Annotated in this window: 9 protein-coding genes; 2 read left to right on the forward strand and 7 right to left on the reverse strand. The window is 52.6% G+C overall.

The genetic code is table 11. From position 1 onward, the window contains the following. Window position 1: 1 nt before the first annotated feature. From CAG47_RS06535 to yaaA, 4 genes are all read right to left on the reverse strand, one after another. Window positions 2-1171: an alginate biosynthesis protein Alg44 gene (locus CAG47_RS06535; RefSeq protein ID WP_085724095.1), complete on the reverse strand. Its 1170-nt coding sequence runs from the start codon at window positions 1169-1171 to the stop codon at window positions 2-4. Between the two features lie 35 nt (window positions 1172-1206). Then, window positions 1207-2688, reverse strand: a complete 1482-nt coding sequence (gene alg8, locus CAG47_RS06545; protein WP_371917177.1) for a mannuronan synthase — start codon at window positions 2686-2688, stop codon at window positions 1207-1209. Between the two features lie 142 nt (window positions 2689-2830). After that, window positions 2831-4147: a nucleotide sugar dehydrogenase gene (locus tag CAG47_RS06550; protein WP_085724097.1), complete on the reverse strand. Its 1317-nt coding sequence runs from the start codon at window positions 4145-4147 to the stop codon at window positions 2831-2833. Between the two features lie 822 nt (window positions 4148-4969). Further along, window positions 4970-5749, reverse strand: coding sequence for a peroxide stress protein YaaA (gene yaaA / locus CAG47_RS06555; protein WP_085724098.1), 780 nt, complete (start codon window positions 5747-5749; stop codon window positions 4970-4972). Window positions 5750-6017: 268 nt separating this feature from the next. On the opposite strand from yaaA, the gene CAG47_RS06560 reads away from it, so the two are divergent. Together CAG47_RS06560 and CAG47_RS06565 are read left to right on the forward strand one after the other, a co-directional pair. Continuing rightward, on the forward strand, window positions 6018-7142 hold the full coding sequence (locus tag CAG47_RS06560; RefSeq protein WP_085724099.1) for a polysaccharide deacetylase family protein: 1125 nt from the start codon (window positions 6018-6020) through the stop codon (window positions 7140-7142). 336 nt (window positions 7143-7478) lie between these two features. Next, the gene (locus tag CAG47_RS06565) at window positions 7479-8873 is read left to right on the forward strand and encodes a PhoH family protein (protein ID WP_085724100.1); all 1395 of its coding nucleotides are present in this window, start codon (window positions 7479-7481) and stop codon (window positions 8871-8873) included. A gap of 123 nt (window positions 8874-8996) precedes the next feature. Here the strand turns inward: CAG47_RS06565 and CAG47_RS06570 are convergent, their stop codons facing one another. From CAG47_RS06570 to CAG47_RS06580, 3 genes are read right to left on the reverse strand one after another with little or no spacing between them, the layout of a single operon-like run. Beyond that, window positions 8997-10217: an MFS transporter gene (locus CAG47_RS06570; protein WP_085724101.1), complete on the reverse strand. Its 1221-nt coding sequence runs from the start codon at window positions 10215-10217 to the stop codon at window positions 8997-8999. After that, a complete protein-coding gene (locus CAG47_RS06575; RefSeq protein ID WP_085724102.1) occupies window positions 10217-11779 on the reverse strand; it encodes a carbamoyltransferase C-terminal domain-containing protein in 1563 nt (520 codons plus the stop codon). The genes CAG47_RS06570 and CAG47_RS06575 overlap by 1 nt, the downstream gene beginning before the upstream one ends. A 10-nt stretch (window positions 11780-11789) precedes the next feature. Then, on the reverse strand, window positions 11790-13607 hold the full coding sequence (locus tag CAG47_RS06580; protein ID WP_085724103.1) for a class I SAM-dependent methyltransferase: 1818 nt from the start codon (window positions 13605-13607) through the stop codon (window positions 11790-11792). Window positions 13608-13629 lie beyond the last annotated feature (22 nt).

A 13629-nucleotide genomic window follows, 5' to 3' on the forward strand; every position in this document is an offset into this window, starting at 1 on the left:
CTTAAAGACCGACAGCCATGGCTTTGTCGATCAGCCAGTTCAGGTTCGGGCCACGGTCGCTGCTCACTTCCACCGGGCGCCCGGCGAGGGAGCTGTCCAGGGTTTCGTCCGGCTGAATCAGTACGCGAATGTCGGAGGACAGGTCGGCGCTTTTCAGGCTGGTGCTGCTGACGATTTTGCCGGTGCGGGTCTGGTCTTCGCCGGCGATCTGGAAGCGCACGGAAGTACCTGGGCGCACTTCGCCGAACTGGCGATAGGAGAAGCGTGCTTCAACGTTGGCTTCGCTGTTGCGCGGGACCAGTTGGAAGATCACGTCGCCCTTGCTGGCGTACTGACCGTTGGCAACCATTTGCTGGGCCACGGTGCAATCGCAAGGCGAGGTCAGAGTGCCGGTCATCTGCTTGCCGAACAGTTCTTCAACCTTGGCCGGTTGCAGCTGGTCTTCGTCCAGATGGCCCTTGAGCACGTCGAGCATGCTGGTGCTGAAGGTCGCCAGCGGTGCGCCCTTGGCGGCCACGCCGTCGGCTTTCACCAGGCTCTGCACGGTACCGTCGCGAGGCATGGTGATGTTCACGCCCGGCACGCTGACCAGACCGGCCTGGGCGTGGCTGACGAAGTACATGCCGTACACGGATTTGAAAACAAAACCGAAGGCGGCCACGCCAACCACGAAGATCCCCAGGCTGAAGGTCACGGCTTTCATGCGCCCCAGGGCGGACATGCCGTGGCCGCCGTCCTTGTGCTTGCGTGCCTTGGTGAAGTTGTCGCGCTGCAGGGTCGCCAGCACTTCGCCGATGCTGACGATGTCGCCAGCCAGGTGCGAGGTGATCAGGTGGCGCAGGGTCGAAATGTCCTGCGGCTCGAGGTTCTGGAACTGGCAGCCGGTGCGTCCGGTCTGGCGGTCGAAGGAGCGGACCTGCAACTCGACGTCCATGGCCAGGCCGAGGTTGTCGATGACGAATTGCAGGCGGGCCTTGTACACGTCGCCGACCTTCAGTGGCAATTGACCGGCGTTGAACGCCAGGCCACCGGCGGACAGGTCGATCACCCGGGCTTCGACCGGCGTCCGGTCTGGGCCGAAGAAGCGCAACTTGGCCGGTATTTTCACGCGGGCGTGTTGGCGCTGGGCTTCGGATTCGTGCACTACGTTGGCGTTGACGGCGGTATTCATAAGGGCGTTTTCCTAGTTAATTCAGGCGAGTTCGGTCAGACCATCAACAGCAGCACGGCGACAAAGATGCTGCCGGCAGAGAAGGTCATGGTCCGAGACGACCAGGTGTTGAACCAACGTTGAAAGCTGGCGAGATCACGGGACAGAGAAGTGGGTTGGCGAGTCCAGGACTGTTGGTCGAGGCGGAAGAACACGTAGATCTTCACCAGCGCGCCGACGATCTGGTTGTAATAGAGAATCGCCGGGTAGGCCGGGCCGATCCGGTGTCCGGAGCACGACAACAGCAGGGTCAGGATCAGGCGGGTGATGCCGATCCACAGCAGGTACACCAGGATGAACGCGGTGCCGTACTTGAAGCTGGCGATCAGTGCCACGGTCAGGCCCAGCAGCGAGGTCCACATCGACACGCGCTGGTCGAACAGCACCACCGAAGTGAACACGCCGAGGCGTTTGATCCCCAGGCCCAGGGCGCGGGAGTTCTGCCGCAGGTTGTTGCCGTACCAGCGGAACATCAGCTTGCGGCTGGCCTTGATGAAGCTCTTTTCCGGCGGGTGTTCAACGGTGTTGATCGCCGCGTCGGGTACGTAGAACGTGTCGTAGCCCAGGCGCATCAGGCTGAACCAGCTCGACTTGTCATCGCCGGTAAGGAACTTGAAACGACCCAGGCGCCAATGGTGCAGCGAGTCGCTTTCCACGTCGGCGATGAAGTCCGGGTTGGTGACCACGGTGGCGCGGAACACCGACATGCGCCCGGTCATGGTCAGTACGCGCTTGGACAGAGCCATCGAGCACATGTTGATGTGACGCTGGGCGAAACGCAGCTTGTGCCATTCGCTCATGATGTAGCCGCCGCGCACTTCGCAAAACTCGTTGGTGGTCAGGCCGCCGACGTTGCCGAACAGTTGGAACCACGGCACGGTTTTACGTACCACGCCTTCGGCGAGCACGGTGTCGCCATCGATCACGGCAACCACGGCGCGGTCATCCGGCAAGTGCCGGGAAATGGCACGGAAGCCGTAGGCCAGGCCATCGCGCTTGCCGGTGCCGGGGATACGCACGAAGTCGAGCTTGACGTGCGACGGTGGGTTCATCCGTTTCCACAGGCTCTTGACCAGCAGTTCATCGGACATTTCCACGATGGAGCAGACCACCGTGGTCGGCAGGCCGCATTCCATGGCTTCGCGAATCACCGAGCTGTAGACCTGTGCGGTGGTCAGCGCGTCGATACGGAAACTGGTGACCATCAGGAACACGTGGGACGGGTCTGCCGCCTTGCCCAGCTTGCGCACTTTGCGCCGCAGGTACGGGTAGACGATGTAGAGAAAAATCATGCCGCGCACAAAGTGCGTGGCGCCCATCGAATAGCGCCAGATACCTACGGCGCCAATCAGGAAGATGAAGTCCTTCGATTCAGAGTCGAATGTGGACACGGGCAACGCCATGGCGAGGCCCATCAGTAAACTCAGGTAGAACAGCCAACCGGCGGCCTGGAGTAAGCCGTGTTTTAGCCTGTGCATAATTTGCATCCGTCTCGATCTCGTAGAACCTGTAGGAGCGAGCACGCTCGCGATGGTCGCCAACGATGACGCTGGGTAGCTGATTCCCCGCGGTGTTCTCGGGTTCATCGCGAGCTTGCTCGCTCCTACAGGGGGGGCTGCCTTACCAGCAAATCCCTTCGGCGCGACCTTTGGCGGTGGTGGCTTGAGACATGAAGCCAACCAGGTCGATCACCTGCTTGCCGTGTGGAACTTCCTGCACCAGGGCGCGGAATTTCTCGTCACGGTTGCCGAGGATGATCACGTCGGAGTTGTTGATCACCGCGTCGAAGTCGGCGTTGAGCAAGGACGAGACGTGAGGGATCTTCGACTCGATGTAGTCCTTGTTGGCGCCGTGAACACGGGCGTACTCGACGTTGCTGTCGTAGATGCTCAGGTCGTAGCCCTTGCCGATCAGCATTTCCGCCAGGTCGACCAGCGGGCTTTCGCGCAGATCGTCCGTGCCGGCCTTGAAGCTCAGGCCCAGCAGGGCGACTTTGCGTTTTTCGTGGCTGGAAACGATGTCGAAAGCGTTCTGCACCTGGGATTCGTTGCTGCGCATCAGCGAGTTGAGCAACGGGGCTTCCACGTCCAGGGAACCGGCGCGGTAGGTCAGGGCACGCACGTCTTTTGGCAGGCACGAGCCGCCGAAGGCGAAGCCCGGGCGCATGTAGTACTGGGACAGGTTGAGGGTCTTGTCCTGGCAGACCACGTCCATCACTTCGCGGCCGTCGACGCCGACCGCCTTGGCGATGTTGCCGATTTCGTTGGCGAAGGTGACCTTGGTGGCGTGCCACACGTTGCAGGTGTACTTGATCATCTCGGCAACCGCGATGTCCTTGCGGATGATCGGCGCGTCGAGCTCTTCGTACAGCGATTGCAGAACATCGCCGGATGCCTTGTCGAATTCGCCGATGACGGTCATGGGCGGCTGGTCGTAGTCGGCGATGGCGGTGCTTTCGCGCAGGAACTCAGGGTTCACGGCTACACCGAAATCAACGCCGGCCTTCTTGCCCGAGCAGTCTTCGAGAATCGGGATGACCACGTTGGCCACGGTGCCCGGCAGTACGGTGCTGCGCACGACGATGGTGTGGCGGGTGGTCTTGTCGCGCAGGACAAAGCCGATTTCGCGGCACACGGCCTCGATGTAGTTCAGTTCCAGGTCGCCGTTCTTTTTGCTCGGCGTGCCCACGCAGATCATCGACAGGTCGGTGTCGCGAATCGCCTCGGCGAAGTTGGTGGTACCGCGCAGACGACCGGTCTGGATGCCCTGGGCCAGAAGTTCGCCCAGGCCCGGTTCTACAATCGGCGATTTTCCTGCATTGATCATATCGATCTTGTCTTTGGCCACATCGACGCCAACGACGTCATGACCCCGTGCAGACAGGCAACCGGCACATACTGCGCCGACGTAACCCAAACCAAAAATGCTGATGCGCATCGCAATTACCTCTCTATTATCAAACCTGTATATCGAGCCATTAAATGGCCAGAGTTCATGGTGTGCAGCGCTTGAAGTGCACTCACAAGTGCGACTGACAGGCGCAACAATGCCGTGTATTGGCATATGAATTACAAGTGTCTAAATAAATGCACTCAAGGAGTGCGCAACTAGGCCTTGTTCTTATGAGTTGCCCTGTCATGCAGCCGATCCTCCTTTCAGGGGATGCTGGCGCAAAGATACTACTCGCTTGATGTCAGGCCGAAAGCCCGTGGATCAAGCGGTTTGGTGCTCGGGTGAACACGTTTGTCGGGGCGCTGCCATGGCTTTGCAGGGGAGAGTCATACCGCGTTATCTCCTGTTCGCTTGCTGTTGTCCAAAGCAGTGATTAGTCAGCGCAAGTTTGTATTACAACTTCGCTACATGAATCGCTTATCTGCGTAAGTTATCTCGTACACGCTCGGCGAGAATCGTTACCGGTGGTATGAGCGGCACGTTTGGACATAGTTCCAACCCGCCCATCGTGAAATCTGAAATTTCTTGAAATATTGAGAAAGATGGCACTGCTCTCAAATTGATAGCACTTGCCGTTTCGCCCTTTATATATAGGCGGATAATTGAGGCGGATAGTTTTTTGCCACTACTGTTAAAAAAAGTCCGTGCCACTACGCAAAAAAAAGATCGAAGTCGAGTGAAACTAAAGTTAAAAAAACGAGTGATGTATTTTTGGCGCCATAAAAATGGCGAAAAGGCGGGGTAAGGCTGAAGTGAGTCCAGAGTCGGCGCACGAGGAGGGGGGAGGCCGTGCGCCGACCCGGTGCATCACTCTGGTGCGTGATCGCGCAGGAACACCAGATTGTCCGGTTTCGATTGCTCGGCGCTGTAGCGATAGCCTTGAACGTCGAACTGCTTGAGGGTCGCCGGATCGTTGATGCGTTCCTCGATGACAAAGCGGCTCATCAGGCCTCGGGCCTTTTTCGCGTAGAAGCTGATGATCTTGTACTGGCCGTTCTTCAGGTCCTTGAATTCGGTATTGATGATGCGTGCGTTCAAGGCGTTGCGCTTGACCGCCGAGAAGTACTCGTTGGACGCCAGGTTGAGCAGCACGTCATCGCCCTGATCGACCAGGGCTTCGTTCAACCATTCGCTGATGCGCGTGCCCCAGAAGGCATACAAATCCTTCCCCCGGGCGTTGGCCAGTTTGGTGCCCATTTCCAGGCGATAGGGTTGCATCAGGTCCAGCGGACGCAGCAGGCCGTACAGGCCAGAGAGCATGCGCAGGTGTTTCTGGGCGTAATCGAAATCGGCTTCGCTGAGGGTTTGCGCATTCATGCCGGTGTACACATCGCCCTTGAAGGCCAGCAGTGCCTGCTTGGCGTTCTGCGGGGTGAACGCAGGCGTCCAGCTACCGAAACGCGCGGCGTTGAGCCCGCCGATCTTGTCGGAGACGTGCATCAATTCGCTGATTTGCGCGGGCGTCAGTTCGCGCAATTGCAGGATCAATTCCTGGGAGTGGTCGAGGTACTGCGGCTGGGTGAAGCGCTGGGTCGCCGGCGGTGTTTCGTAGTCGAGGGTCTTGGCGGGTGAAATCACCATCAGCATGAAGTCGTCTCCTTTAATCGTGGCGGCGATTCTAGGGGGTTGTCCTCGTTGACTCCAGCTATCACGTCCATAGGTGATGACCGGTGGCTTTGCACCAGAACCTGTAGGAGCGAGCCTGCTCGCGATTGCGGTATGACATTCACCAAAGTCGGTGTCTGGAATATTGCTATCGCGAGCAGGCTCGCTCCTACAAGGGGACTGTGATGCTGCAGGAGTTGAACCTGGATCAGCTATAGTGCCGCGCGGGTTTTGTTATGGAGACATCCCATTGCGTATCGTTTTTTTCATCTCGATCTGGCTGTCGAGCTTCGGCGTGCTGGCGGCACCGGGCGATGTGGCGACGCTTGATCGGGGCACCTGGCCGGAAAAACTCGGCAACCCGACGCTGTTCGACGTGGCGTCGAGGGCCGAGATCCTCATGTTTTCCAGCGTGCTGTTGGCCAGCGAGGCGCAGGATGAGGCAGCCCTGGCCCAACGCCTGGGCCTGCGCAGGATCAATCTGGAGTCGGTCAACCGGGTTCGCCAGCATCTGTGGCAACGGTTGCTGGCCAACTACAACTTCGCCCAACAGAGTTGCGACCAGGATGCCTCCTTCTGTTTTCTGGTCGAGGACATGCCCACCCTGCGCGAGCAGGCCGCCAAGTTCCAGGTCAGCGCAGACAGCTACTACATCAAGTGGGCCGAGCCGAGCCGTGTGTTTCACACTCAATACCTGGACGAGCAGTTGCGCAAGGCCGCGCTGTTCCCGCAAACCAGCAGCGAAGTCGATCGTTTCGGCGACTATGAGCGCAACGGCGACCAGATGCATGACCGGCTGTTTCTGCTGACCTTCGACAGCGCCGCCAACGCCGCGCCGGACAATACCGCCTGGGTCACCGAGTACCTGCGCAAATCGAACATGAGCGCAACGTTCTTCGTGCTTGGCAAGGACATCCAGGCCCGGCTGGCCGAGCATTCGGTGAGTGACCTGCAAGCGACCTACTCGACCCAGTGCATCGGCGTGCAAGGCTGGGAGTTCCGCTCCCACAGCCACTGGCAGGATTGGCAGGACTCGGTGCGGCGCAGTGCTGAACTGGTCAAGAGCAAACTGCCGGAGAACTACGTGCCGCTGTTCCGTCCGCCCGACGGTCAGCGCCGTTCCGATGCTGAAAGCTTCTTCAAGTCTCAGGGTTTGCAGGTAGCGCTGTGGGACATCGACGCCCAGGACGGCGCCGGCAAACTCAAGGGTGAACCGAGTGCGCAACGGGTGCTGACCCTGATGCTGCTGTGGCGACACGGCGTGATCAATTTCAATGTGAAGCAGGACGGGGTGAAAACGGCGTTGCCGTGGCTGGTCACGCAAACGGCGCCGGTCGGGATCGGCTGGGATGATTGCCAGGATGCGTTTCGCTGAAAGCGACAAAACCCGGTAAACATTGGGTTTTTGGCAATTTTGGAGGGGAATTCGTTGCAGGTTGACTTCTGACTGTAAACGGGTGATGGCAGTCCGCCAAGTGTTATTGGTCATTCTGAAAAATAAACTTCAAAAAAGCGTCAAAGTACTTTTTTCTGTCACACGTTTTGGAGTATTACGAAGACAGACCGCCGAAACCTGCAACACAGGTGGCGTCTTCCAAGACCCCGCATGTATGCAGAACACTTGAGTCCCCGCAGGTGTATTCGGCAGTCACTTCGAGGCGCAACACCGTCTAGGTATTGCGTCGAATGGCTCCCACAAAGGTGACCGAGTATGGATGATCACGGACGTAGCTCTTCTTCCAACCAGCCAATCCTTTATGTACTCGATACCAACGTATTGATTCACGATCCAAACGCGCTGCTTAACTTCGAAGAACACCACGTCGCGATCCCGATGACCGTGCTTGAAGAGCTCGACAAGCTCAAGAGCGGGCATCACAGCGTTGCCGCCGAATGCCGCCAGGCCATCCGCCTGATCGACAAGACCCTGGGTGATGCTTCACCGGAGGATGTCGAACAGGGTGTGCCGATCCAGCGTGGCAAAAGCGGACCCAAGGGTTTGCTGTCAATTCTGATGAGCAAGCATGCCGAGCCGAACCTGATTCTGCCCGAGCACCTCAACGACAACAAAATCATCAACCAACTGATCGACCTGCATACGCGCGACCCGAAGAAGCCCGTGGTGCTGGTTACCAAAGACATCAACATGCGCCTCAAGGCGCGCGCTTGCGGGATCGCGGCCGAGGACTACAGCACCGACCAACTGGTCGATGACGTGTCCTTGCTGCCCAATGGCTACCACAACATGACCGGCTCATTCTGGGACCGCGTGAGCAAGGTCGAAACCCGTCAGGATCACGGCCGCACCTGGCATCAGGTGCAGTTGATCGACAACCTGCCGGCGGTGCACGTCAACGAATTCATCATTGATGAACAGGGCTTTGTCGGCTGGATCAAGGAGATTGAAGAAGACCGCTTGCTGATCCTCGATCTGCACCAGGAACCGCTGCTGCACCAGGAAGCCTGGGGCCTGAAGCCGCGAGATATCTATCAGAGCCTGGCGTTGTACGCCTTGCTCGATCCGGACATCCACCTGGTCAACCTGTCGGGTGCCGCGGGTTCGGGTAAAACCATCCTGGCGCTGGCCGCTGCGATCGAGCAGACCATGGTCAGCAAACGTTATCGCCGCATCATCGCCACCCGCAGCGTGCAGGGCCTGGACCAGGAAATCGGCTTCCTGCCCGGCACCGAAGCGGAAAAAATGGAGCCGTGGCTGGGCGCCATCACCGACAACCTCGAAGCCTTGCACATGGATGACGAAAGCACCCATGGCAGCGTCGACTACATCCTCAGCAAAGTGCCGTTGCAGTTCAAATCCCTCAACTACATCCGGGGTCGCAGCTTCCAGCAAAGCCTGATTCTGATCGACGAATGCCAGAACCTCACGCCGCACCAGATGAAAACCATCATCACCCGCGCCGGCGCCGGTTCCAAAGTGGTGTGCCTGGGCAACCTCGCACAGATCGATACCCCTTACCTGTCCGCGACCAGTTCCGGGCTGACCTACCTCACTGAACGCTTCAAGGACTTCCCGAACGGGGTGCACATCACCCTGCAAGGGGTGCCACGTTCGATCCTGGCCGAATACGCCGAATCGCATTTGTAACCTCTCACACAAGAACCGGGCGGCCTCACAGTTGCCCGGTTTTTTATGCGTGTTTGATAATCGGTGGGCGAGTTTGCTTTCGATGGTGTCAACACAGCAACTCTATTATCCAAGACAACCTCGTCATTCATTTAATATGCGAGTTGCCTCTGAAGAGAAATCATCGCGATACCTAAAATGTAGAAGCGCCCCGAATAATACGGCGATACTTCCAGAAAGAACAAAAACACCGCCGATTGAAATAAGTGTCGATAACCATGCACCAAAAATCGGCCCTGCGATCATAAATAACAATGTTAAGCTGCGTGCGGACGCTGACACTGTCCCTAGATTAGATAAAGGGCAGTATTTCTGCAAGGTTACGCCAAATCCTAAAGATGTAAGCCCATAGGAGAAGCCAGCGATGAAGAAAATAAACATCAAGGTGGCAAGTATCGATGCGTTTTCTATCATTGGAAGTAGTCCCGCAATTGCTACCATTAGACCAAATATTAGTAGAGAGAAAGTTGAGCATAGAGAGATTTTTCTGGGGTAAACTAGTTTGAAGGTCAGGCCGGCTAAGATTCCCCCTAGTGCCGTAGAACTAACGATTACTCCAAATACATATGCTTCAAATCCAATATTTTTCAGAAGTATACTTAGTAACGAGTCGTAGCACCCCAATACGGCAGATTGAATTAATGCGCAGGTGAAAAATAATTGAGTGGAAGGGCCGCTCCGTAACAGCACCTTTAATGCTTCTAGATTTCCAAATGATCGTCTTTCGGGATTGTGTATTTTTTTCTCTCGACAACTTAAAGAAAGCAGGGCTACACAGAATACACCGAATAGTGAAAAAGAAGCGGATATTAAAAAGCCGTATGCTTTATCTGCCATGGTCGCAATGATACCGGCCGCGAGAGGTGAGCAGACTTTAATGAACTGATCCATTATTGTTATCAGTGAAATATTGTTAACGAGATCTTTGTTTGTCAAAAGCTTTCTGGTTAAAATTATTTCTGCTGCTCCTGAGCCGAGATTTGATATTCCTTTGAGGCAGACAAACACCAGGAAGAAAGCTTCAGAGTTTGCTCCAAATAATAGACAGGCAACGATAAAGCGGATTAAAAAGCTGATAGTTAAGAATTTTAAAGGGCTCGTATGATCGGCCAGTGTGCCGAAGAATGGCCCTAATAGTAGTGATGGAAGTCCATATAATGCTGCTGCATACCCCAGTATTTGTGGAGAAGCATTGAATCCAAATGTAAGCACCGTAAAAATTAGAACGAAGTCTACCCAAAGTGTTACAGAACTACTAAATCGTATGCCACATAAGTAGCTGTATCCGTTTGCATGTGGACGCATTACTGTTCGGCCCAGTTGGTGCGATACATTGTTTGATCTACTACGAACATAGATATTTTGTTTTTCAAACAAAAAAGCTCAAGGTCGGCTAATGAATTTATAAAACCTCTTCCTTTGGTGTTTAGTGAGGTGTTACAAAGAACACTGACCCCCGATAGTTTTTTGAATTCTGATAATAAATTGTACATGTTGATGTTGTCCTTATAGTTGATCGTCTGGACCCTGGCCGTCCCATCAATATGAGTAATGGCTTTAAGTCGCTTGTCAATTACGTTGTGAAAAGACAACATGAATTTGCTTTGAGTGCAGTTTTCAAAGTAAAGCTTGGCATCGTCCTCTATGCAAATTGGAGCGACAGGCCGATAGTGTTCTCTTTGTTTTATAATGTTTAATTTTTCAGTGGTGCTCCTTGAAAAAGGTGCGGCGATAATTGATCGATTACCCAGTGCTCTAGGACCAATTTCACAGTTCCCCTGAACCCAGCAAACAATCTCACCTGCTAATAGTGCTTCGCACACATCTTTCAGAACTAAAGGGCTTTTTGAAAATTCAGATTTACCCACAGTTTCTGAAATGAAAGGTTGTCCTGAATAGACTGACCATTTGAGTTCGACATTACCCGTAAGTATTTTTTGCGCCACAGCGGATGCACCAATACCGACGCCTGTGTCATTGGTACAAGGAGGAACAAAAATATCTTCAAATAACCCTGATACTTCCCATTTCTTATTCCATTCACAGTTCAAGCCACAACCGCCTGATATCAGTAAGGGAAGTTTTTCGGTGATATGTTCGCTGACAAATTCATAAAATACGCTAAAAAGTCGGTCTGATAGCTTTTTAGCTAGATTGCAAAATTTTGCAGAGTCTACGCCTATGTTGTAGTAACCGCTGTCTATTAGTTCTGCCTTGTTGAGTGTGTCGATGGCAGATTCGCAGTTTATTATATAGTCGATAACTTTTGACTCAAATTCATCCGGTTCTCCGCCCTTTCCGAACGCAGCCAATGCCATCATTTTCCCTGCATCACCCAACCTGCAATAGCCTTTTTTTAGATTAAAAGTTGGGTCAGCCAAACCATAAGTAAATGCATATCGAAGCCCCGGTCCTTGCATAACTTCACCGATCAACTGAATCTCCATGTCGGGGGCGATCTTATAGAAGTTTCCTATAAATCCTTCCCAAAGTAACACGTAGCAGGCTTTTTTATCCGCGTAGGGAGATAGGGCGTAAGAGGAGATAATGTGTGATATCTCATGGCTGCAGTTTATCCAAATTATATCTTTACCACCTAAGTCACAGATACTTTGTTCGATATTTAGCCCAAGATACCCACCTTCGGTTGGCGTATTTCTGGGGTCCACACCTTCTGCCCATCCGCTTACGGCGATGGCATCCAGATCTCCAAAATTTTGAATGACATTGGTTATTGCTGAACTCAGGGATAGAGGCGCATATCTCGCGCCACTATTCTTTTCGGATTCGTGACTGAATACCAGCATCCCATTTTCAATTAAACAAATGTGGCCGTCATGACCAGTATTTATGCCCAGTATTTTCATCGTCATCTCCTTATGGTTTTAACCAAAACAAGTACATTTCGCTAAAAAAGGCAGGGCTTGAGCTTTCAAATCGCTTCCAGGCGTTAAAGAACTTTTCTATATCCGAATGATTTCCGAAGTCTCTGAATGTCGGAGATCCTGCCTGCCCGCCTTTTTCGAAACCTGCAAACTCGCAATTTAAAGTTTGTACAAGTTCATTGATTTCATTGGCGTTAAAAGTTTTTTCCGCTGGGTTGAAAAGTAAGTCCATACACCCGCTTCTGCTGAAAAAATCACGTGAGTTGACTATTTCACTTACTCTTCCTTGATTATAATTTTCAATTGCCAATTTTCGTATTTTTTCTAAGTTACTGTGCACGTATGGAATTCTTTTCTCTGCCGCCAGGCTTGCCAGTTCTGTTATTGGAGCCCGTGCGGATGTGCTGTACAGCCCTAATTTTGCTATACCACCCTGGCAGAGGGCTGAGAGAATCGCTCGGCATCCCTTCAATGGATCTTGTAAGTGGTGCAAGACTCCTATGCATTCAATAAGACTGTAGTTCATGCCAAAAGAGGAAATGTCATTCAAATCACCATGAATGAATTTCAGATTTCGTATTTTGTATTCGTCTCTTTTACGGGCAGCATATTCTAAACTCACCAGACTGATATCGAGCCCTATGACATCTGCATGCGGGTAGGTCAAGGCTAGTTGAATGGCATGTCTTCCTGTTCCACACCCCGCAACTAATATTCTGTTTTTCTCAGATGGCGGGCTGTTTAGGTTTAGGTTCCTGAAAAGTTGGTCCAATGTTGATGGGGTGCTTTTTGGTTTGGATGTCCATGCGGGATATGGATTGGATTCATAAAACGCCCTAATGAGTTGTTTGTTTCTCAATGAGTCTGTAATTGGTGTTGCTTTGCTGCCGAATTTGTGGGTTGAGTACTCTGGCAGGACGTTATTCGATTTCTCTATAACGTCGATCGCTGAATATGAACTGATTATTAACTGTGCATCGAAGCGGACGTCAGTTGGAAGCTCTAGAATTTTTTCTTTCAGCTTTTCAACGCCCGACAGTTCTTCGCTGTCAACTGGATAGATGAATCCGTTTAGTGTGCATTGTTTTTTTAAAGCTATGAGGAAGTCGGTATGCGTTTTTGTATAGCAGCCACTGAGCATGGATGTCATAAGGTTTTTTCTTATATCTAAAATGACTTCCTCTATGACATGGTTGGTGATTAGGTTATTACTTAGGATAGTAAGCGCGATTTGCTCTGTCTCTATAAGGTTAAGCGCAAATATAGTGTTTTTATTTTTTGGGTGTTTTGATTTTTCAAGTTTAAGTGCAAGCTGTGAAAGGTATACTTGAGCTAGCGCGTCTGTATCTATTTCTTCGACGTTAAAGAGTATGGCTAAGCTAGAAAATGTTATGGGGTCGAACGACGTGAGATGTGTTGAGCTAAGTAAATAAAGATAATTAAAAGCAATGCGGCTTTTCGTAAAGCCTTCTATTTTTACAGCCGATTGGTAAGTCCAAAGTGCCGCGTTAAGGTTTCCATTTTTTTCTTGGATAGATGCTAGGTTTTGAAGGTATTTAAGTTTATCTGCTGCTAGTGTTTCTGATATTCCGCAAGCTTGCTTGTAGAGTTGCTCTGCTTTCTTGTTGTCACCTAACTCCTCAGATAATACTGCCAGGTTGTTCAGTGCTTTTACGTTGTTTTGGTTTATCTTTATGCTAAGCTCGTACAGTCGTGACGCCTCTTTATATTTGTTATTTCTGAAATAGAGATCAGCCATTTTTCTGTTTTGTTCGGAGTACTCATTTTTTCTCACTGTTTCATCATGCATGTGAGCACCTAAGGGCTTGAGT

The sequence above is a fragment of the Pseudomonas sp. R37(2017) genome, from assembly GCF_002113375.1.
Lineage (GTDB): Bacteria > Pseudomonadota > Gammaproteobacteria > Pseudomonadales > Pseudomonadaceae > Aquipseudomonas.

Bases quoted from the DNA above. Each gene is read 5' to 3' on its own strand.
- CAG47_RS06575 (WP_085724102.1), bottom strand. From the start codon at position 11,779: ATGAAAATACTGGGCATAAATACTGGTCATGACGGCCACATTTGTTTA.
- CAG47_RS06535 (WP_085724095.1), bottom strand. From the start codon at position 1,171: ATGAATACCGCCGTCAACGCCAACGTAGTGCACGAATCCGAAGCCCAG.
- CAG47_RS06565 (WP_085724100.1), top strand. From the start codon at position 7,479: ATGGATGATCACGGACGTAGCTCTTCTTCCAACCAGCCAATCCTTTAT.
- CAG47_RS06570 (WP_085724101.1), bottom strand. From the start codon at position 10,217: ATGCGTCCACATGCAAACGGATACAGCTACTTATGTGGCATACGATTT.
- CAG47_RS06580 (WP_085724103.1), bottom strand. From the start codon at position 13,607: ATGCATGATGAAACAGTGAGAAAAAATGAGTACTCCGAACAAAACAGA.
- alg8 (WP_371917177.1), bottom strand. From the start codon at position 2,688: ATGCACAGGCTAAAACACGGCTTACTCCAGGCCGCCGGTTGGCTGTTC.
- CAG47_RS06550 (WP_085724097.1), bottom strand. From the start codon at position 4,147: ATGCGCATCAGCATTTTTGGTTTGGGTTACGTCGGCGCAGTATGTGCC.
- yaaA (WP_085724098.1), bottom strand. From the start codon at position 5,749: ATGCTGATGGTGATTTCACCCGCCAAGACCCTCGACTACGAAACACCG.